Origin of the sequence: Burkholderia sp. NFPP32 (assembly GCF_900119325.1) — a bacterium.
Classification (GTDB): Bacteria; Pseudomonadota; Gammaproteobacteria; order Burkholderiales; family Burkholderiaceae; genus Burkholderia; species Burkholderia pyrrocinia_C.
Genome location: NZ_FPJP01000003.1, coordinates 134,470 through 153,104, shown reverse-complemented (window position 1 = coordinate 153,104; position 18,635 = coordinate 134,470). Strand labels below are relative to the sequence as shown.

The window sequence follows — 18,635 nt, the reverse complement described above, 5'->3', positions numbered from 1 at the left end:
CTGCGAAAACGAGGAAATGTCATGACGGTTGCATTGGAAGAACGAACCGCTGCACAGCAGGCGCTCGAAGACGCCCGCGCGGCGGCCGCGGCGGCCGGCACGCCCTACGCGGGCGGCGTCGCGCCGGAAGCCGCGTGGGCGCTGTTCTCGGCCGGCGACGCGTTGCTGGTGGACGTGCGCACCGCCGAGGAACGGAAATTCGTCGGCCACGTGCCGGAGTCGCTGCATGTGCCGTGGGCGACCGGCACGAGCCTGACGCGCAACCCGCGCTTCGTGCGCGAACTGGAAGCGAAGACCGGCAAGGACGCGGTGGTGCTGCTCCTGTGCCGCAGCGGCAACCGGTCCGCGCAGGCGGCCGAGGCCGCGACGAAGGGCGGCTTCACGCAGGTATTCAACGTGCTCGAAGGGTTCGAAGGCGACCTCGACGAAGGGCAGCATCGCGGCGGCAGCAACGGCTGGCGCTTTCGCGGCCTGCCGTGGGCGCAGGACTGATTCACGGCCGACAAGGGGAGAAGTCAGCATGGCCGCATTCGACATCGACGATATCGTTCAATCGCTGCAGACCGTCCGCCGCGCGTGGCGCGAGAAACAGCGTCGCTCGCTCGAGCCGGGCGGGCGCGACCTGCCGGCGCGCGAGGCGCTCGCGCAGATCGTCGGCGCGCTGAAGGGCGTGCTGTTCCCGATGCGGCTCGGGCCGCCCGACCTGCGCCAGGAGAGCGAGAACTTCCATGTGGCCCATGCGCTCGACGCGGCGCTGAACGCGCTGCTCGCGCAGGTAACGCTCGAATTGCGCTACGCGGCGCGGCAGCGCAACGCCGACGGACCGATCGACAACGTCGACGCGGTAGCGTCGACGGCCGTGCAGGCGTTCGCCGCGCGGCTGCCCGAGATTCGCCGGCTGCTCGACAGCGACGTGCTCGCTGCTTTTCACGGCGATCCGGCGGCCGGCAGCGTCGACGAAGTGCTGCTGTGCTACCCGGGCATCCTCGCGATGATTCACCACCGGCTCGCGCATGAGCTGTACGGGCTCGGCCTGCCGCTGCTCGCACGGATCATCGCCGAGCAGGCGCATGCGGAAACGGGCATCGACATTCATCCGGGCGCGCGCATCGGCGCGGGTTTCTTCATCGACCACGGCACGGGTGTCGTGATCGGCGAGACGGCAATCATCGGCGAGCGCGTACGCGTGTACCAGGCCGTCACGCTCGGTGCGAAGCGCTTTCCGCGCGATGCGGCCGGCCATCTGGAGAAAGGGCTTGCACGCCATCCGATCGTCGAGGACGACGTGGTGATCTACGCGGGCGCGACGATCCTCGGCCGCGTGACGATCGGGCGCGGCGCGGTGATCGGCGGCAACGTGTGGCTCACGCAGGACGTGCCGGCAGGCGCGAACGTCACGCAGGCCGTGCTGCGCAGCGAAGCGAACGCCGCGCCGCGCGCGGCGGCGCGTGTCGCCTAGGAGGCGCGATGAGCGACCTCATCCATCACTTCGGCGCCAACGTGCGCAGGCTGCGCGAAGCGCGCACGTGGTCGCAGGAGCAGCTTGCCGAGCATGCGGGGCTGAACCGCTCGTATGTCGGCGAGATCGAGCGCGGCGAGGCGATCGCGTCGATCGTCACGGCCGACAAGATCGCGCGCGCGTTCGACGTGTCGATCTCGATGCTGCTGCCGGGCGCGTACGTCACCTGAGGCCGCACGGTTTCGTTTCCCTTTCGGTTGCGCGACATGACGGCTATAGCATGTTGAGCCGGCAGGTGCGTGCTTCCGATAATCCCCTCGCGTCATAAGCAATCCCGTTTTTCATCTTAAGAACCCGGAGCCACACATGTCGACCGTTGCAAGCGGCACGGCCGCGCTGAGCGATCACGCCGCCCGCCAACTAGCGAACGCTACCAAGACCGTCCCCCAGCTTTCCACGATCACGCCGCGCTGGCTGACCCATCTGCTGCAGTGGGTGCCGGTCGAGGCCGGCATCTACCGCTTGAACCAGGTGAAGAACCCGGAAGCCGTGCGTGCCGCATGCACGCAACTCGAGGACGAAAGCGTGCTGCCGCAGACCTTCGTGCCGTACGAGGAACAACCGCGCGAATACTTCCTGAACGCGGTGAGCACGGTGCTCGACGTGCATACGCGGATCTCCGATCTTTACAGCAGTCCTCACGACCAGATCAAGGAACAGCTGCGCCTGACGATCGAGACGATCAAGGAGCTGCAGGAAAGCCAGCTGATCAACAACCCCGACTACGGGCTGCTGGCAAACGTGACCGACGAACAGCGGATCTTCCCGCTGACGGGTGCGCCGACGCCGGACGATCTCGACGAGCTGCTGACGAAGGTGTGGAAGGAGCCCGCATTCTTCCTCACGCACCCGCTCGCGATTGCCGCGTTCGGCCGCGAATGCACGCGGCGCGGCGTGCCGCCGCCGACGGTCAGCCTGTTCGGCTCGCAGTTCCTCACGTGGCGCGGCATTCCGCTGATCCCGTCGGACAAGGTGCCGGTCGCGGACGGCAAGACCAAGATTCTGCTGCTGCGCGTCGGCGACAAGCGGCAGGGCGTCGTCGGTCTCTATCAGCCGGGCGTCGCGGGTGAGCAGGGGCCGGGCCTGTCGGTGCGCTTCATGGGGATCAACAATCAGGCGATCGCGTCGTACCTGATCTCGCTGTATTGCTCGCTCGCGGTCCATTCGCCGGATGCGCTGGCTGTCCTCGATGACGTCGAAATCGCCAAGTTCCATGACTATCCCGACACCTACCGTTAATCCCGGCCTGGCCGGCGGCGACGCGCTCACGCTGCCGCACGCGCCGCTGCCGGCCGGCTTGCCCGATCCCGCGACGCTCGCGCGGCTCGCGTCAGAGTTCTTCTCGACGCCGCCCGGGCAGGCCACCGCGCCCGGGCTGTCGGCGGGCAGCGGCGCGGTCGGCGGTGTGCCGTCGGCGTTGCCGGCCGCCGCGCCGATCCTCGCGTCGGTGAGCAACCCGGCGCCGGCCGGCTCGCCGCTCGCGGGGCCCGGCGGCACCGGCACCGGCGTGCCGGGTATTGCGTTGCCGCAGGGCAAGGCGCCCGGCACGAACCTCGCGCCGTCCGCGCCGACGCACGTGCTGTCGCTCGGCAACCGCGTGCCCGCGCTCGCGCCGCATGCGGCCGCGCAGAACGGGCTGCCGGACAACGTCGTGTCGATCGCGCCCGCGCTCGAGCCGCGCGTCGGCGGCGCGGCGCTCGGCGTGCCGCAGGGGAACGCAGCGGCATCGGAAGGCGCGGTGAAGGCAGCGCCGGCTGCGTCGCCGTACTACTTCACCGACGGTTCGCTGCAGGGCTGGCAGGCAACGCCGCAGGACATCGTCGTGCCGTCGAACGGCCTCGCGTCGCCGGAAGCGTTCGGGCTGCCGGGCGACGCTGCGCTGCGCGATCTGCTCGCCGTGCATCGCGACGTGCCTGTCTCGCGCGCATCGGGCACGGACGTGCCGCGCTACTTCATCGACGATACTCATGCGGTCGAGCCGCAAGGCAACCTGCATCGCGGCGCGCACCCGCCGTTCGACGTGAACGCGATCCGCCGCGATTTCCCGATCCTGCAGGAGCGCGTGAACGGCAAGCAGTTGATCTGGTTCGACAACGCGGCGACCACGCACAAGCCGCAGGCCGTGATCGACCGCCTCGCGCATTTCTACGCACACGAGAACTCGAACATCCACCGTGCCGCGCATGCGCTGGCCGGTCGCGCGACGGATGCTTACGAGCATGCGCGGGACACCGTGCGGCGCTTCATCGGTGCATCGTCGCCCGACGAGATCGTGTTCGTGCGCGGCACGACCGAGGCGATCAACCTGATCGCGAAGACGTGGGGCGTGCAGAACGTCGGCGAAGGCGACGAGATCGTCGTGTCGCATCTCGAGCATCACGCGAACATCGTGCCGTGGCAGCAGCTTGCCGCGCAAAAGGGCGCGAAGCTGCGCGTGATTCCGGTCGACGATTCGGGGCAGGTGCTGCTCGACGAATACCGGAAGCTGCTCAACGACCGCACGAAGATCGTGTCCGTCACGCAGGTGTCGAACGCGCTCGGCACGGTCGTGCCGGTGAAGGAGATCGTCGAGCTCGCGCATCGCGCGGGTGCGAAGGCGCTCGTCGACGGTGCGCAGTCGATCTCGCACATGCGCGTCGACGTGCAGGCGCTCGATGCGGATTTCTTCGTGTTCTCCGGGCACAAGATCTACGGGCCGACCGGGATCGGCGTCGTGTACGGCAAGCGCGCGATCCTCGACGACATGCCGCCGTGGCAGGGCGGCGGCAACATGATCGCGGACGTGACGTTCGAGCGTACGGTGTTCCAGCCGCCGCCGAACCGCTTCGAAGCCGGCACGGGCAACATCGCGGATGCGGTCGGGCTCGGCGCGGCGCTCGATTACGTCAACCGTGTCGGCATCGAGAACATCGCGCGCTATGAGCACGACCTGCTCGCGTATGCGACGAGCGTGCTCGCGCCGGTGCCGGGCGTGCGGCTCGTCGGCACCGCGCGCGACAAGGCGAGCGTGCTGTCGTTCGTGCTGAAGGGCTATGAGACCGAGGAAGTCGGGCAGGCGCTGAACGAAGAAGGCATCGCGGTGCGCTCGGGGCATCACTGCGCGCAGCCGATCCTGCGGCGTTTCGGGCTCGAGGCAACGGTGCGGCCGTCGCTCGCGTTCTACAACACGTGCGATGAGGTCGATGCGCTCGTCCGTGTGGTGCGGCGTCTCGCGACACGGCGCTGACCGCTGACGTCGTTCGCTTGCGGCGGCCCTCGTGGGTTGCCGCAAGCGATTTCCTGCTAGCCGATCAGAAACGCACGACCTGCTTCTGCTCGACGCTGAAGCCGTCGCGCAGCACGCACGCGGAATCGGCGAAGTAGCGGCGCGTTTCCGACAGCAGGTCGGTACTGCCGCGACGGCAGAACACCACGCCCGACCCTTCCTCGGTCAGCAGTTCGTCGATCAGCGATTCGGGTTGCCCGATATCGGCGAGATGGACGTTCTGCACGCCGTGCGCGAGCGCATCGAGTGCCTCCCGTACGCAGGGCGCCGCATCGGCTGCCGGATGCTCGGCGAGCCATTGCTCGAGTTCCGTGATGCCGTACAGCCCCGCGAGTTCGCCGAGTTCGCGCAGCAGCGCACTTTCGACCATCATCACCAGCGTGACGGCGCCCGTGCGCTGCGCGAAGAGGCTGCCGACCCGTTCCGGGCGCAGCAGGCGATCCTGGCCTGTGTCGTCCGGCGCGACGGGCATCACGACGGGCACCAGCCCGTTCCCGAGAAACGCGTTCAACGCGGTGCCGTCGAATTGCGCGACCGGGCTCGTGTTCGCGCGATCGGATTCGGCGCCGGCGACCACCAGGCCGCCGTCGTGACCGTCGATGCCGATTGCCTTGACGCCGTGACTGCCGATCGCGCGCACCAGCTCGTGGTTGATGTCGGCCATCGCGGCGCGTGCGGCCTGGACGGACTGCGCGCCGGACGCGGCCGGCCCGCCCTGGACGACGACAGGACGAATGCCGGTGAGCGCGAGCAGCGCGACGTCCTGCGCGAACGCGTGGCGAAAGCGCGCATCGCGCGCGGCACCGCCATCGACGATGACGACGGTCTGCCCGTGCAGGGCCTGCATGAACGGCAGCGAGCGAGCCAAGCCGGCCACGCGCCGCGACGTAAGAGCGGGACTTTCAGGGTCTGGGAACATGGGAATCCGAAAGAATGAGGGAAGTGCCTGTCGCCGCACGACGCGGTGTCAGTGCGTGCGTTGCATGAGCCTGTGAATCTCGCCGGGCGTCAGCGCGTCGCGCGACGCCTGCCGGAACGGGCGTTCGCTGAAGCACCGCGCCGCGTCGGCGAGCAGTTCGAGGTGTGCGCGGTCGTCCTCTTTCGGCAGGACCAGCACGATGAATTCGCGCACGGGCTTGCGGTCCGGCGCATTGAACGTGAACGGGGCCAGCGCGCGAACGAACAGCGCGACGGCCGAGCCGAGCCCGTCGACACGCGCATGCGGAATCGCGACGCCCTGGCCGAGGCCGGTCGAACCGAGCCGTTCGCGCCTCGCCAGTTCGGTCCGGATCCGTTCCGCGGAAACTCCGCTGCTGCGCGCGACGTATCGCGCGGCGAGCTCGAACAACTGGATTGCGCTTTCGACCGGCACGTCGAGCAGGATGTTGTCCGGCGGACAGGCATCCGCCAGCCGGGCCGCGAGCTGCAAGCCGCCGCGTTGGTGGGGAAGGTCGGGTTGGCCGCCGACGGCGGCCTGCTGCGTTTGCATGCGGATCTCTCCGTGTCGTGATGACAGGGAAATCCTAGACACATCCGCGTAAAGACGGTGTCAGATACGCGGGGGCCCGGTATTAAAATTTCGTATCGATTGCGGCGCGGCTCTCGACGCGCGCCCGATGCGGACGTCTTCACGTGCCCGACAGGACGAACGGCAGAGTCGTCAGCAGAAAGACCGAAATGCCGACGACCGGCGCGCCGAACGCGATCGCCGCGAACGCCACCGCGGCGCTGGTCAGCACGAGCGCTCTCGACCGGCGGCGGTGCCGGTCGTGCGCAGTTGCCTTGTCTTCGCGGACGGCATCGGCCCGCGTGCCGATAACGTGTTTCCAGAACGTCAAGCCAAGCATGATTGCTCCTGTTTGAAAGACGACAGAGACGGGGCGCGCGATGCGCCGTAAAAACGTGTCAGCAGCGCCTGAGCTTCAGCACGCGCGAGATCTGTCCGGACGTGAAGCCGCTGTTGCGCACGTAAGGCGCGCAGTCGAGCGGCGCGGTGAGCGATTCGCTGACGACGTACTGGCCGACGAAGCGGAACGCATCCGTTTCCATCTTGATGAACACCGGAATCGCATCGCGCTGCGCGGCGAGCGTCCTGCCGGCCGCACGCGCGGACGCGCTGCCGTCGCAGAGGATCACGTCGGGTGCGTGCGGGTTGAGGTCCGTGCGCAGGCACGCGGCCACGACCTTGCCGTTCTTCGTCGGCAGGAATGCCTGTTTGCTGCCGCCGCATGCGGTGTGGATGAATTCGCGGGTGTACTGCTTGTCGATCTCGAACATGTCCGGGCTCCGGTATCGGAAATTTCCGTGAATGAACTCAGGTATGCAAAATTATTTGACCGGATCGGCATGCGGGACGCGGGCAAGCGATCGGTCATCGCTTTGGCGGCGGATCGATGGCGCGTCGTTGCAGGGGGATTCGTCGCGAGCACGCCTGAGCGTACGATGCGCGATTGCCGCATCGACGTCGTATTCAAGCGTGCGCGGATGTGACTACGGCGCGCACCGTCCGCCTGTCGGCAGGACGGTGGCTCGGGAAAGAGAGACGCAGGCGCCCTGCCTGTCAGGCAGAAAAGCAACTCGGGGGACGAGGACTTCGGATGCGCATGTCGCGTGCTCGGTGGTGGATTGCGAACACATTCTAGTGAACGCACACGCGGCCGCAAGTAAAAAGGTCGTAAAGGCGCCCTCTACGTGCAATGCCGGAGGTGCGCACGGGTGCGGCACGGCGCACCCCGGAACGTGTCGTTCGCGCCGCCGCCCGATGGCCATTCGCCGCCGTCCGCTTGCGGCAGGCCGGAATCGAGCTGCATCACGAAGCGCATCTTGCAGCCTCGATCCGGTGCGGACTCGACCGGTCGATGCAACACGATGGAAGCCGCGCGGCCGCGACCGCCATTGTTGACGACGTTGGAAAGGTCCAATCCGGAATCGGCAATAGGTTCCGGGAAAATGACCGATTATTCTCCCGATCGCAGTGCCGGGCCTCCGGATGCGAGTGCCATCGGATTGCTTACAAAATCAATCGCTCAGGGAGACCTTTCATGAGACGCATCGTCGTTCCCGGTGGTATCGGCGTGGTGTTTGCCGTTGCAGCATCGTCCGCGTTCGCGCAGAGTTCCGTCACGTTGTATGGCCTCGTCGATACGGCGATCCGGTATCAGACCAATGCCGGCCCGGACGGCAAGGACCTGATCGGGATGACGGTCGGCCCGGAAACGCACAGCCGCTGGGGCTTGCGCGGCAGCGAGGATCTCGGCGGCGGGCTGTCGGCGATCTTCCGCCTCGAGAACGGCTTCGAGCTCGGCGACGGCAAGCTGCACGTCGCGAATACGCTGTTCAGTCGCCAGGCATACGTCGGCCTGTCGAGCGACCGCTACGGCTCGCTGACGTTCGGCAACCAGTACGCGCCGCTGTACGACACGATGGGCGACGTCTTCGACCCGATGACCGTCGGCGACTACTGGCAGGACAGCTGGGCGTACAACGGCATCGGCAACTACCTGACGGTGCCGAACTCGGTGAAGTACAAGTTTTCCTACAGCGGCCTGAGCGTCGACGCGATCTACGGCTTCGGCAACCATGCCGGCGCGATGGGGCTCGACAGCACGTACGGCGTGGAACTGACCTATGCACACGGGCCCGCGTCGATCAACGCGGGCTATCAGCAGACTTCCGTGTCGTCCGTGAACGGCAGTTCGGTCAACGGCGCGAAGGTGAGCTTCGTGCACGTGAGCGGCGCGTATCAGGTCGCGCCGTCCGTGCGGCTGCTGGCCGGCTGGCTGCACGGCCAGGACAAGACGGGCACGACGGACTTCAACATGCAGCAGGCCGGTGCGCCGGCGCTGAGCGGCGGCAGCCCGAACCGCATCGACGATACGTTCTACGTCGGCGCGAACTGGCAGGCCACCGCGCCGCTGCTGATCACGGTGGCAGGCTACTACGGCCACGCGCGCAACGCGGCGCGGCTCGACGGCACGCTCGGCTCGGGGATCAACTACTCGGCGACCGTGCTGGCCGAATATGCGCTGTCGAAGCACACCGAGGTTTACGGCACGGTGGACTTCGCGCGCGGCAACGGCGCGTTCGCCGCCGATTATCCGGGCGCCACCAACCGACTCACGGGCAAGGTCGATCAGATCGGCCGGACCAACAACGTTGGGGCGGCGATCGGTCTGCGGCAGATGTTCTGATGTTCTGAAGACGGTTCGCACGTTGCGGCGCGGCCGGAGGCGCCGTTGCGTCCGCAACCGCAGTGCGCATAAAAAATGCGTGGCGACCGAGGTCGCCACGCGTTGCATGCCCGAGCGTATCGCCGCCCGGTTCGGGCGGCACGCCGCGTCTATCGTCAGAAGTCGAACCCCGGCCCGCCCGCGCCCGGGCCGCCCGGCACCGCGGCCGGCGCCGCATCCTTCGGCGCTTCGAACACGGTCGCATCGGTCGTCAGCAGCAGCCCGGCGACCGACGCCGCGTTCTGCAACGCCGTGCGCGTGACCTTGGTCGGATCGAGCACGCCCGATTCGACGAGGTCGCCGTACTCGCCCGTCTGCGCGTTGTAGCCGAAGTTGCCCGAGCCTTCCGCGACCTTCGCGACGACGACGCTCGCTTCCTCGCCCGCATTCGCGACGATCTGGCGCAGCGGTTCCTCGAGCGCGCGCAGCACGATCTTGATGCCCGCATCCTGGTCGGCGTTCACGCCCCTCAGCTCGCGGATCGCCTGCCGCACGCGGATCAGCGCGACACCGCCGCCCGGCACGATGCCTTCCTCGACGGCCGCGCGCGTCGCGTGCAGCGCGTCGTCGACGCGATCCTTCTTTTCCTTCACCTCGATCTCGGTCGCACCGCCGACCTTGATCACCGCGACGCCGCCCGCGAGCTTCGCGACGCGTTCCTGCAGTTTTTCGCGGTCGTAGTCCGACGTCGCTTCGTCGATCTGCACGCGGATCTGCTTCACGCGCGCCTCGATGTTCTTTGCATCGCCCGCGCCGTCGATCACGGTCGTGTTTTCCTTGCCGACCTCGATGCGCTTCGCCTGGCCGAGTTCGGCGAGCGTCGCCTTCTCGAGCGTCAGGCCCGTTTCCTCGGCGACGACCTGGCCGCCCGTGAGGATCGCGATGTCCTCGAGCAGCGCCTTGCGGCGATCGCCGAAGCCCGGCGCCTTGACGGCAACGGTCTTCAGGATGCCGCGGATGTTGTTCACGACGAGCGTCGCGAGCGCTTCGCCTTCGACGTCCTCCGCGATGATCAGCAGCGGCCGGCCCGACTTCGCGACCTGTTCGAGCACCGGCAGCAGGTCGCGGATGTTCGAGATCTTCTTGTCGTGCAGCAGGATGTACGGGTTCTCGATCTCCGCGATCTGCTTGTCGGGATTGTTGATGAAGTACGGCGACAGGTAGCCGCGATCGAACTGCAGCCCCTCGACGACGTCGAGCTCGTCGGCGAGCGACTTGCCGTCCTCGACGGTGATCACGCCTTCCTTGCCGACGCGGTCGATCGCTTCGGCGATGCGCTGGCCGATCGATTCCTCGCCGTTCGCGGAGATCGTCGCGACCTGCGCGATTTCCTTGCTCGTGGTGGTCGGCCTGCTGATCTTCTTCAGCTCGTCGACGGCCGCTGCGACGGCCTTGTCGATACCGCGCTTCAGGTCGAGCGGGTTGAGCCCGGCCGCGACGTATTTCTGGCCTTCGCGCACGATCGCCTGTGCGAGCACGGTGGCCGTCGTCGTGCCGTCGCCGGCTGCGTCGCTGGTGCGCGACGCGACTTCCTTCACGAGCTGCGCGCCGATGTTCTGCAGCTTGTCCGCGAGTTCGATTTCCTTCGCGACCGATACGCCGTCCTTCGTGACGACCGGTGCGCCGAAGCTGCGTTCGAGCACCACGTTGCGGCCCTTCGGCCCGAGCGTGACCTTCACCGCGTTCGCGAGAATGTTCACGCCTTCGGTCAGCTTCGCACGTGCGACGTCGCTGAAAATGATTTCCTTCGCTGCCATGATTGCGCTCCGTTATTGATTGACGACCGCGACGATGTCTTCCTCGCGCAGCACGAGGAATTCATTGCCGTCCACCTTGACGGCCTGGCCCGCGTACTTGCCGAACAGCACGCGCTCGCCCACGTTCAGGTCGGGAACGATGCGCTGGCCGTCCGCGTCCTTGCGGCCGGGGCCGACGGCGATCACTTCGCCCTGGTCGGGCTTCTCTGCGGCGCTGTCGGGGATCACGATGCCCGACGCGGTGGTGGTTTCCTGGTCGAGTCGCTTCACGATGACGCGGTCGTGCAAGGGGCGTAGGCTCATCTTTTCGTCCTGTGCTGTTCTGTCGAAATTGGCTGGCACTCTTTGGGAGAGAGTGCTGACGAGTATAAAAACGCTCGGCGGCGCGATCCAATAACGGATTCGGAAAAGCATTCGCGCGGATGCGCTATGGACGGGAGACGGGCGGGGCGGCGGTCAGATCAGCAGCGATACCGTCCTGAACAGCGCGAGATCCTCCTTGCGCGCGGAGCGCGCATGCCTTCGGATCACGTGCAGCAGGCAGTCGATGAAGCAGCGAGCGGCGTCGCTCAGCGTGCTGCTGCGGCGCGTGACGATCCCGAGGTCGCGCGGCTCGAACGTCTCCTTCAGTTGCAACGGCAGCATCCGTTCGCCGAACGGCGGCACGGCCGCGAGTATCGTCGGGCACCACGTGCACATGTCGGCCTGCTCGAGCATCGTCTGCAGCATCGCGACCGACTGCGCGCGCACGATGCGCCGTTCGTCGATCCGTGCGCCGTGGCGCGTGAACAGGTAGTCGACGAGTGCGGCTTGCCCGTCGGCCGCGAAATTCAGCACCCAGTCGTTGTCGAGCAGGTCGTGGATCGATCGTGCGCGTTCGCGCGGATGGCCGGCGCGCACCATGACCGAGGTCTCGTAGCGCAGCATCGGCTCGAACGCGAATTCCTTCGTGCCGCCCGGTTGCACGTGCCCGAGCGCGAAGTCCATGCTGCCGTCGCGCAGCAGCGGCTGTGCGACGGCCATCAGCGCTTCGTAAAGTTCGAGGCGCACGTCGGGCATCCGCTCGCGAAAACGCAGCACGGCTTCCGCGAGGAACGTCATCGTGAGCCATGGCGTGACGCCGATGCTCAGCCGGCCCTCGACGCGGCCGCGCATGCGTTCGAGATCGCTCTGCGCGTGTTCGAGCTGCTTCAGCACGAGCTTCGCGTGCGTGAGCAGCGTCTTTCCGTATTCGGTGAAGCCGATGCCCTCCGGCGCACGCACGAGCAGCGGCAGGCGCTCGCTCGCCTCCAGCTCGCGCAGCGCGCGCGTGACGGCCGCCTGCGACAGCCCGAGCGTGCGTGCCGCGCCGCGGATGCTGCCGGCCTCCGCGCTCGCGACGAGCGCCTGCAACTGATGCAGCTTGATGTTGCTCATGGTGCGATACCCGACAACGAAAGGTTGTCATCATAACGAAACCGCGGCTGGTCGCCGGGATTTTCGCTGCATACGATTCGGCCACGATCGGTCATCCGGGCGATCGACGACCGGAATGCATTCAGGAGAATCGGGGTTGGACCAGAAACATATTCATCCGGAAATAACGGCCATCGAGGCGGAGATGATCGCGCTGCGTCACCGGCTGCACGCGCATCCCGAACTTGGCTTCGAGGAGCACGCGACAAGCGATCTCGTTGCCGATTGCCTGACAACGTGGGGTTATCGGGTGACGCGCGGGCTCGGCGGCACGGGCGTGGTCGGCACGCTGACGCGCGGCGCCGGGAAACGGCTCGGATTGCGCGCGGACATGGACGCGCTGCCGATCCGCGAGACAACCGGGCTGCCGCATGCGAGCCGGCGCGACGGCGTGATGCACGCGTGCGGCCATGATGGCCACACGGCGATGCTGCTTGCGGCGGCCCGCTGTCTTGCGGGGCGCGCGCGCTTCGCGGGCACATTGAACCTGATTTTCCAGCCGGCCGAAGAAGGGCTCGGCGGCGCGAAGCGGATGATCGACGACGGACTGTTCACGCAATTTCCGTGCGATGCCGTGTTCGCGATGCATAACGTGCCGGGCCTGCCGGCCGGCGTGCTCGGCTTCTGCGACGGGGCGGCGATGGCGTCGGCCGACGAGGTGTGCGTGCGCGTGATCGGGCGCGGCGGGCATGGCGCCGCGCCGCACACGACGATCGATCCGGTGGTCGTGTGCGCGTCGATCGTGATGGCGTTGCAGACGGTCGTGTCGCGCAACGTGAATCCGCAGGAACTGGCGATCGTCACGGCCGGCTCGATCCATGCGGGCACCGCATCGAACGTGATCCCGCCGCATGCGGACCTTGAACTCAGCGTGCGTGCGCTGTCGCCGGACGTGCGCGCACTACTGGAGCGACGCATCCGCGAGATCGTGGATGGGCAGGCCGCGAGTTACGGCGCGACGGCCGAGATCGACTATCGATACGGCTATCCGGTGCTCGTCAATCACGCGGCGGAAACGGCGTTCGCGCGCGACGTGGCCCGCGAATGGGGCGGCGACGCGGCGCTGATTCCGCATCTGCGGCCGATCGCGGCGAGCGAGGATTTCGCATTCATGCTCGAGGCGTGCCCGGGCAGCTACCTGTCGATCGGCAACGGCGACGGCACGGCTGGATGCGGGCTGCACAACCCGGGCTACGACTTCAACGATGCTTGCCTCGCGACGGGTGCGAGCTACTGGACCGCGCTCGCGGAGCGATACCTCGGGTGATGCGGCTGCACGATTTCGGGTCACGATTCACGATTTACACAAGGAGACAGGCAATGAAACAGTGGATGGCGGCGCTCGCGGTGGCGCTGGCGGCAGGATCGGTGCATGCGGGCGACTGGACGGGCAAGGAGATTCGCCTCGCGGTCGATCCGACTTACCCGCCGCTCGAATACAAGCTGCCCGACGGCACGCTGACGGGCTTCGGGATCGATATCACGAATGCATTGTGCGCGGAGCTGCACGCGCGCTGCGTGTGGGTCGAGTCGAGTTTCGACGGGATGATTCCGGGGCTGCTCGCGCGCAAGTTCGATGTGATCGCGTCGTCGATGACGATCACGCCGAAGCGGATGCAGCAGATCGCGTTCACGAACCGCATCTCGAATGCACCCGCCCGGCTGATCGCGCGCAAGGGCACGCCGCTGCTGCCGACGGCCGAATCGCTGAAAGGCAAGCGCGTGGGCGTCGAGCAGGGTTCCGCGCAGGCCGACTACGCGGTCGCGAACTGGCAGCCGGCCGGCGTGCAGATCGTGTCGTACCAGAACCAGGATCAGGTGTACGCCGATCTCGTGACGGGGCGGCTCGACGCGGCGTTCCAGGCGTCGATCGCGGCCAGCGACGGCTTTCTGAAGAAGTCGCAGGGCAAGGACTTCATGTTCGCCGGTGCGCCGATCGACGACGCGAAGTATTTCGGGCAGGGCGACGGTCTTGGGTTGCGCAAGCAGGACAACGACCTGCGCGACGCATTTAACCGCGCGCTCGCAACGATTCTCGCGAACGGCACGTACCAGCGGATCAACCGGAAGTATTTCGACTTCGATATCTACGGCACGAAGTAAGCAGCAGCGCACGAAACGTGCGCGATCGACCATAAATAAATAAGGATTACGGATGAACTGGAGATCGATTTTTGTCGCGCTTCCGGCGCTGTGCGCAGCGCCCGCGTTCGCGCAAGGCAGCGTCACGCTCTATGGCCTCGTCGATGCGGGAATCGACTATACGAACAACGTTGGCGGGCACAGTGCGTGGCAGATGGCGAGCGGCTTCGCGCAGGGCAGCCGCTGGGGGCTGAAGGGCACCGAGGACCTGGGCGGCGGCTACAGCGCGCTGTTCCAGATCGAGAATGGCTTCAACGTGAACAGCGGCACGCTTGCGCAGGGCGGCCGCATGTTCGGGCGTCAGGCCTACGTCGGGCTCGGCAGCACGCGCTTCGGCACACTGACACTCGGGCGGCAATACGATTCCGTTGTCGACTATCTCGCGCCGACGACCGCGAACGGGAGCTGGGGCGTCTATCCGTTCTCGCACCCGCTCGACAACGACAACACCGGCAACACGTTCCGCACGAACAATACCGTGAAGTATGCGAGTCCGGATTTCTCCGGCTTCTCGTTCGGCGGCACGTACAGCTTCAGCAACGACACGGGCTTCGCGAACAACCGGGTATGGAGCGTCGGCGCGCAGTACGAGCAGGGCGGCCTGCTCATCGGCGCCGCGTTCCTGAATTCGGACAACCCGGGCGCGACGTCGGGCGGCGCGATCGCGGGTTCCGGGTCGGTCGGCGCCGATGCGAATTTTGCGTCGGCACGGCTGCGGATCTTCGGAGCGGGCATCAACTACACCGCAGGGCCCGTGACGGTCGGGTTTGCGTACACCAACAGCAACGTCACGCGGCCGACCGCGAACGTCGGCTACCTGTTCGGCGACGAAACGATCGAACCCGTGACCGGGCCGCTTGCGGGCGGTACGGTGACGTCGATCAAGTATCAGAACTTCGAAGTGAACGGCAAGTATCAGTTCACGCCGGCGTTGTTCGTCGGCGCGCAATACGTGTACACGACGGTGCGCTACGACGCGACGACCGGCGCCGCAAAGCCGAAGATCCATTCGTTCGGCTTGATGGCCGACTACAACCTGTCGAAACGCACGGATGTGTATCTGATGGGCGCGTACCAGCGGATCGCCGGAGACGCGACCGGCTCGTCGCTCGATCAGGCATATATTCCCGGCGCGGCCGATCTGTCGTCGACGTCGAAGCAGTTGATGGTGCACGCGGGGATTCGGCACAAGTTCTGATGGAACCTGCCGGAAAGAAGGCGGCGGCCCGCCGCCTTCATCCATCACGAAGCGACGCGAATCACGACCTTGCCGAAATGCTGCCCCGACTGCAGGTACGCATACGCTTGCGGCGCTTCGTCGAAGCCGAACACGCGATCGACCACCGGCTTGATCCGCTTCGCATCGACGAACCGCACGACGTCGTCGAGCATCGCGCGGCTGCCGACCATGATCCCGTGCAATTGCCGAATGCCGCCGATCAGCGACAGCAGCCCGAGTTCGGGGCCGCCGAAGCCGCTGACGCCGCCGATCACCGACACGATGCCGCCCAGCTTCGTCGCGGCGACCGAGCGCGGCAGCGTGTCGTGTCCGCCGACTTCCAGGACGAGATCCGCACCCGCGCCGCCGGTGAGCCGCAGCACTTCATGCTGCCACTCGGGCGTCGCCCGATAGTTGATCGTTGCGTCCGCACCGAGTGCGCGGGCGCGTTCGAGTTTCGCCTCGCTCGACGACGTGACGATCGTGCGCAATCCCGCCGCGTGCGCGAGCTGCAGCGCGACGATCGAGACGCCGCCCGTGCCGAGCAGCACGACGGTCGAGCCCGGCCCCGCGCCGCCGTCGGCGAACAGCGCGTTCCAGGCGGTGATGCCCGCGCACGACAGCGTCGCCGCTTCGTCGTAGTCGAGATGCGCGGGAATCGCGACCAGCGCCGCTTCGTCGGACACGAAGTGCTCGGCCAGCACGCCGTCGAATTGCGCGCCGGGCGAACCCGAGACCTTCTGCGGCGTGGGCGGCCCGTCGATCCAGCGCGGGAAATACGTGTTGATTACGCGATCGCCCGGCTTGAAGCGCGTGACGTCGCGGCCGGTTTCGACGATTTCGCCGGCGCCGTCGGCGACAGGGATCAGCGCGTCCTTGCCGATGCCGAGATAGTCGCCGCGCGCGAACATCAGGTCGCGGTAGTTCAGTCCTGCCGAGTGGATTTTCACGACGACGTCGGTCGGCCCGACCGGCCGGCGTGTCGCGTCGATGCGCCGGAGCCCGGCAGCGCCGTCGCCGGGTTTGATTTGCCATGCGTGCATGTCGACTCCTTTTCGAGATAGGTCGAACTATCATAGTGTTGCGCACGGGGACGCATTGGCGATAATTCGGCCACTGACTGTCGCCGTCATGGACACAAATCTGTCATCCAACCGGAGCGGAATCGCATGGACGAGCGTTTGAGAGGCGTCGCCGAATTCGTCGACGTCGTGGAGTCGGGCAGCTTCGCGGCGGCGGCGCTGCGCATCGGCGTCACGCGTTCGGCCATCGCGAAGGTCGTCGCGCGGCTCGAACGCCGTCTCGGCGCGCGGCTGCTGCAGCGCACGACGCGCCAGCTCAGCCTGACCGACGAAGGGCTCGTCTATTACGAGCAGTGCCGGCGGCTGCTGGCCGATCTCGGCGAAACGGAGGCCGCGCTCGACGCGGGCCGGCGCGAGCCGTCGGGGCGGCTGCGCATCAGCGTGCCCGTGCTGTTCGGGCGGCAATGCGTTGCGCCCGTCATGCGGCGCCTCGTCGAGCGTCATCCGCGGCTCGAGATCGACGTGTCGTTCAGCGATCGCCTGGCCGACCTGATCAACGACGGTTTCGACGTCGCGGTGCGCATCGGCGAGCTTGCGGATACGAGCACGCTCGTCGGGCGGCGGCTTGGCGTACAGCGGATGGGCATTTGCGCATCGCCCGCGTATCTCGAACGTCACGGCCGGCCGACGGGGCTCGACGAACTCGGGTCGCACGTCGGCATCGCATATTCGCGCGGCGGGCAGCCGGCACCATGGCGGATCATCGGTGCGGACGGCGCGGTGCACGACCACCGCGCGGCCGGCCGCCTGCGGTTCGACGACCTGCAGGCGATCGCCGATGCGGCCGCTGCCGGTGCGGGCCTCGCGTGGCTGCCGTGCTGGCTGATGGCGCCTTACCTGCGCGACGGCCGCCTCGTGCTCGTGATGGACAGCAACAGCGTGTCGGGCGCCGAGGTGTTCGCGGTGCGGCCGTCGTCGCGCCACGTGCCGTCGAAGGTGCGGGTCGTCATCGATGCGCTCGTCGACGAGATTCCGCGGATGCTGGCGTCGGAAGACTGAGGCGGGCAGGCGACCCGCACAAGCGCGTACCGCATCCGGGCGGAGCGGCTGAACGATGCGGGTGCCGGCGACCGTACGCGTTTTTCCTGCACGAGGCACAATCGTCCGGAACGCGGATGCGCCGCGTGGCTGCGTACGCATCGCGACTTCTTCGATTCCTTCCACACAGGCACGAATCATGTCATCCCGCACCTACCTCGTCACAGGCGCGTCGCGCGGCATCGGCTTCGCGGTCAGCACATTTCTGGCGCAGCGCGGCCATCGCGTCATCGGCCTAGCGCGGCATGCGCAGGGCATCGATTTCCCCGGCGAATTGCTCGCGTGCGATCTTGCCGACATCGAACGGACGGCGGCAACGCTCGCGCGCATCAGCGAGCGGCACGACGTCGACGGCATCGTCAACAACGCCGGCATCGTGTTGCCGCAGCCGCTCGGGCAGATCGATTTCGGGTCGCTGCAGGCGGTGTTCGATCTGAACGTGCGTGCCGCGATCCAGGTCACTCAGCACTTTGCGGATGCGATGAAGGCGCGCGGTCACGGGCGCATCGTCAACATCTGCAGCCGCGCGATTTTCGGCAGCCTCGATCGCACCGCGTATTCGGCCGCGAAGAGCGCACTCGTCGGCTGCACGCGCACGTGGGCGCTCGAACTCGCCGAGCATGGCGTGACCGTCAACGCGGTCGCGCCGGGCCCGATCGAGACCGAGTTGTTCCGACAGACGCGGCCGGTCGGCAGCGAAGCCGAACGCAAGGTGCTCGCGACGATTCCCGCGCGCCGGCTCGGCACGCCCGACGACGTGGCGGCCGCGATCGCGTTCTTCCTGTCCGACGAAGCCGGTTTCGTCACGGGGCAGGTGCTGGCCGTGGACGGCGGCGGCAGCCTCGGCGGGCGCAGCTGACGCATCGCGGCGCGGGCCGCGCCAAACGGCCTGCATCGGGCCCGCATCGCATATTCCTGTGCCCCGTTAG

At 67.1% G+C, this 18,635-nt stretch carries 19 protein-coding genes; 11 read left to right on the top strand and 8 right to left on the bottom strand.

Features of this window, described 5'->3' with window-relative positions; genetic code table 11:
- The first annotated feature begins 21 nt into the window (after positions 1 to 21).
- The 5 genes from BT264_RS07705 to BT264_RS07685 all read left to right on the top strand — a co-directional run bounded on the left by BT264_RS07705 (position 22) and on the right by BT264_RS07685 (position 4,745).
- A complete protein-coding gene (locus BT264_RS07705) occupies positions 22 to 492 on the top strand; it encodes a rhodanese-like domain-containing protein (protein WP_072442278.1) in 471 nt (156 codons plus the stop codon).
- Positions 493 to 520: 28 nt separating this feature from the next.
- Positions 521 to 1,459: a serine O-acetyltransferase EpsC gene (epsC, locus tag BT264_RS07700; protein ID WP_072442277.1), complete on the top strand. Its 939-nt coding sequence runs from the start codon at positions 521 to 523 to the stop codon at positions 1,457 to 1,459.
- Between the two features lie 8 nt (positions 1,460 to 1,467).
- Entirely contained in the window at positions 1,468 to 1,689 is a 222-nt protein-coding gene (locus BT264_RS07695) for a helix-turn-helix domain-containing protein (RefSeq protein WP_034182019.1), read from the top strand.
- Positions 1,690 to 1,825: 136 nt separating this feature from the next.
- Positions 1,826 to 2,758, top strand: a complete 933-nt coding sequence (locus BT264_RS07690) for a family 2A encapsulin nanocompartment shell protein (protein WP_006479760.1) — start codon at positions 1,826 to 1,828, stop codon at positions 2,756 to 2,758.
- Positions 2,733 to 4,745 carry a family 2A encapsulin nanocompartment cargo protein cysteine desulfurase gene (locus BT264_RS07685; protein WP_072442276.1) on the top strand — a complete coding sequence of 671 codons (2,013 nt, stop codon included), beginning with the start codon at positions 2,733 to 2,735 and terminating at the stop codon, positions 4,743 to 4,745. Before BT264_RS07690 ends, BT264_RS07685 begins: the two co-directional genes overlap by 26 nt.
- Before the next feature lie 64 nt (positions 4,746 to 4,809).
- On the opposite strand, the gene BT264_RS07680 is transcribed toward BT264_RS07685, so the two are convergent.
- The 4 genes from BT264_RS07680 to BT264_RS07665 form a co-directional block, all read right to left on the bottom strand.
- A complete protein-coding gene (locus BT264_RS07680) occupies positions 4,810 to 5,703 on the bottom strand; it encodes an amino acid kinase family protein (RefSeq protein ID WP_072442275.1) in 894 nt (297 codons plus the stop codon).
- A gap of 48 nt (positions 5,704 to 5,751) precedes the next feature.
- Entirely contained in the window at positions 5,752 to 6,273 is a 522-nt protein-coding gene (locus tag BT264_RS07675; RefSeq protein WP_083533933.1) for a PTS sugar transporter subunit IIA, read from the bottom strand.
- Between the two features lie 139 nt (positions 6,274 to 6,412).
- Positions 6,413 to 6,631 (bottom strand): hypothetical protein, encoded by a 219-nt coding sequence (locus BT264_RS07670; RefSeq protein ID WP_239483244.1) that lies wholly within the window; start codon positions 6,629 to 6,631, stop codon positions 6,413 to 6,415.
- A 58-nt stretch (positions 6,632 to 6,689) separates the two neighbouring features.
- Positions 6,690 to 7,061, bottom strand: a complete 372-nt coding sequence (locus tag BT264_RS07665; RefSeq protein WP_072442273.1) for a DUF6697 family protein — start codon at positions 7,059 to 7,061, stop codon at positions 6,690 to 6,692.
- Positions 7,062 to 7,825: 764 nt separating this feature from the next.
- On the opposite strand from BT264_RS07665, the gene BT264_RS07655 reads away from it, so the two are divergent.
- Entirely contained in the window at positions 7,826 to 8,974 is a 1,149-nt protein-coding gene (locus BT264_RS07655; RefSeq protein ID WP_072442271.1) for a porin, read from the top strand.
- A 155-nt stretch (positions 8,975 to 9,129) separates the two neighbouring features.
- Here BT264_RS07655 and groL read toward each other — a convergent pair whose 3' ends face one another.
- The 3 genes from groL to BT264_RS07640 all read right to left on the bottom strand — a co-directional run bounded on the left by groL (position 9,130) and on the right by BT264_RS07640 (position 12,186).
- Positions 9,130 to 10,770: a chaperonin GroEL gene (gene groL, locus BT264_RS07650; RefSeq protein ID WP_072442270.1), complete on the bottom strand. Its 1,641-nt coding sequence runs from the start codon at positions 10,768 to 10,770 to the stop codon at positions 9,130 to 9,132.
- Positions 10,771 to 10,782: 12 nt separating this feature from the next.
- Positions 10,783 to 11,073 carry a co-chaperone GroES gene (locus tag BT264_RS07645; protein ID WP_072442269.1) on the bottom strand — a complete coding sequence of 97 codons (291 nt, stop codon included), beginning with the start codon at positions 11,071 to 11,073 and terminating at the stop codon, positions 10,783 to 10,785.
- A gap of 153 nt (positions 11,074 to 11,226) precedes the next feature.
- Positions 11,227 to 12,186: a LysR substrate-binding domain-containing protein gene (locus tag BT264_RS07640; RefSeq protein ID WP_072442268.1), complete on the bottom strand. Its 960-nt coding sequence runs from the start codon at positions 12,184 to 12,186 to the stop codon at positions 11,227 to 11,229.
- Between the two features lie 115 nt (positions 12,187 to 12,301).
- Between BT264_RS07640 and BT264_RS07635 the strand changes: the two genes are divergently transcribed.
- Genes BT264_RS07635 through BT264_RS07625 form a run of 3 tightly spaced genes read left to right on the top strand, consistent with a single transcriptional unit; the run spans position 12,302 to position 15,565 of the window.
- The gene (locus tag BT264_RS07635) at positions 12,302 to 13,492 is read left to right on the top strand and encodes a M20 aminoacylase family protein (RefSeq protein ID WP_175960772.1); all 1,191 of its coding nucleotides are present in this window, start codon (positions 12,302 to 12,304) and stop codon (positions 13,490 to 13,492) included.
- A gap of 53 nt (positions 13,493 to 13,545) precedes the next feature.
- A complete protein-coding gene (locus BT264_RS07630) occupies positions 13,546 to 14,328 on the top strand; it encodes an ABC transporter substrate-binding protein (RefSeq protein ID WP_072442266.1) in 783 nt (260 codons plus the stop codon).
- 52 nt (positions 14,329 to 14,380) lie between these two features.
- Positions 14,381 to 15,565 (top strand): porin, encoded by a 1,185-nt coding sequence (locus BT264_RS07625; RefSeq protein ID WP_072442264.1) that lies wholly within the window; start codon positions 14,381 to 14,383, stop codon positions 15,563 to 15,565.
- Positions 15,566 to 15,609: 44 nt separating this feature from the next.
- On the opposite strand, the gene BT264_RS07620 is transcribed toward BT264_RS07625, so the two are convergent.
- Positions 15,610 to 16,629 (bottom strand): zinc-dependent alcohol dehydrogenase family protein, encoded by a 1,020-nt coding sequence (locus BT264_RS07620; RefSeq protein WP_072442262.1) that lies wholly within the window; start codon positions 16,627 to 16,629, stop codon positions 15,610 to 15,612.
- Positions 16,630 to 16,755: 126 nt separating this feature from the next.
- Between BT264_RS07620 and BT264_RS07615 the strand changes: the two genes are divergently transcribed.
- Together BT264_RS07615 and BT264_RS07610 are read left to right on the top strand one after the other, a co-directional pair.
- On the top strand, positions 16,756 to 17,667 hold the full coding sequence (locus BT264_RS07615) for a LysR family transcriptional regulator (protein ID WP_072442260.1): 912 nt from the start codon (positions 16,756 to 16,758) through the stop codon (positions 17,665 to 17,667).
- Between the two features lie 178 nt (positions 17,668 to 17,845).
- Complete coding sequence (locus BT264_RS07610) at positions 17,846 to 18,565, top strand: SDR family oxidoreductase (RefSeq protein ID WP_072442258.1); 720 nt, start codon at positions 17,846 to 17,848, stop codon at positions 18,563 to 18,565.
- Positions 18,566 to 18,635 lie beyond the last annotated feature (70 nt).

What these genes read in the sequence shown, in the direction of transcription:
- BT264_RS07705 (WP_072442278.1), top strand. Translation starts at nt 22, where the DNA reads ATGACGGTTGCATTGGAAGAACGAACCGCTGCACAGCAGGCGCTCGAA.
- epsC (WP_072442277.1), top strand. Translation starts at nt 521, where the DNA reads ATGGCCGCATTCGACATCGACGATATCGTTCAATCGCTGCAGACCGTC.
- BT264_RS07695 (WP_034182019.1), top strand. Translation starts at nt 1,468, where the DNA reads ATGAGCGACCTCATCCATCACTTCGGCGCCAACGTGCGCAGGCTGCGC.
- BT264_RS07690 (WP_006479760.1), top strand. Translation starts at nt 1,826, where the DNA reads ATGTCGACCGTTGCAAGCGGCACGGCCGCGCTGAGCGATCACGCCGCC.
- BT264_RS07685 (WP_072442276.1), top strand. Translation starts at nt 2,733, where the DNA reads ATGACTATCCCGACACCTACCGTTAATCCCGGCCTGGCCGGCGGCGAC.
- BT264_RS07680 (WP_072442275.1), bottom strand. Translation starts at nt 5,703, where the DNA reads ATGTTCCCAGACCCTGAAAGTCCCGCTCTTACGTCGCGGCGCGTGGCC.
- BT264_RS07675 (WP_083533933.1), bottom strand. Translation starts at nt 6,273, where the DNA reads ATGCAAACGCAGCAGGCCGCCGTCGGCGGCCAACCCGACCTTCCCCAC.
- BT264_RS07670 (WP_239483244.1), bottom strand. Translation starts at nt 6,631, where the DNA reads ATGCTTGGCTTGACGTTCTGGAAACACGTTATCGGCACGCGGGCCGAT.
- BT264_RS07665 (WP_072442273.1), bottom strand. Translation starts at nt 7,061, where the DNA reads ATGTTCGAGATCGACAAGCAGTACACCCGCGAATTCATCCACACCGCA.
- BT264_RS07655 (WP_072442271.1), top strand. Translation starts at nt 7,826, where the DNA reads ATGAGACGCATCGTCGTTCCCGGTGGTATCGGCGTGGTGTTTGCCGTT.
- groL (WP_072442270.1), bottom strand. Translation starts at nt 10,770, where the DNA reads ATGGCAGCGAAGGAAATCATTTTCAGCGACGTCGCACGTGCGAAGCTG.
- BT264_RS07645 (WP_072442269.1), bottom strand. Translation starts at nt 11,073, where the DNA reads ATGAGCCTACGCCCCTTGCACGACCGCGTCATCGTGAAGCGACTCGAC.
- BT264_RS07640 (WP_072442268.1), bottom strand. Translation starts at nt 12,186, where the DNA reads ATGAGCAACATCAAGCTGCATCAGTTGCAGGCGCTCGTCGCGAGCGCG.
- BT264_RS07635 (WP_175960772.1), top strand. Translation starts at nt 12,302, where the DNA reads ATGCATTCAGGAGAATCGGGGTTGGACCAGAAACATATTCATCCGGAA.
- BT264_RS07630 (WP_072442266.1), top strand. Translation starts at nt 13,546, where the DNA reads ATGAAACAGTGGATGGCGGCGCTCGCGGTGGCGCTGGCGGCAGGATCG.
- BT264_RS07625 (WP_072442264.1), top strand. Translation starts at nt 14,381, where the DNA reads ATGAACTGGAGATCGATTTTTGTCGCGCTTCCGGCGCTGTGCGCAGCG.
- BT264_RS07620 (WP_072442262.1), bottom strand. Translation starts at nt 16,629, where the DNA reads ATGCACGCATGGCAAATCAAACCCGGCGACGGCGCTGCCGGGCTCCGG.
- BT264_RS07615 (WP_072442260.1), top strand. Translation starts at nt 16,756, where the DNA reads ATGGACGAGCGTTTGAGAGGCGTCGCCGAATTCGTCGACGTCGTGGAG.
- BT264_RS07610 (WP_072442258.1), top strand. Translation starts at nt 17,846, where the DNA reads ATGTCATCCCGCACCTACCTCGTCACAGGCGCGTCGCGCGGCATCGGC.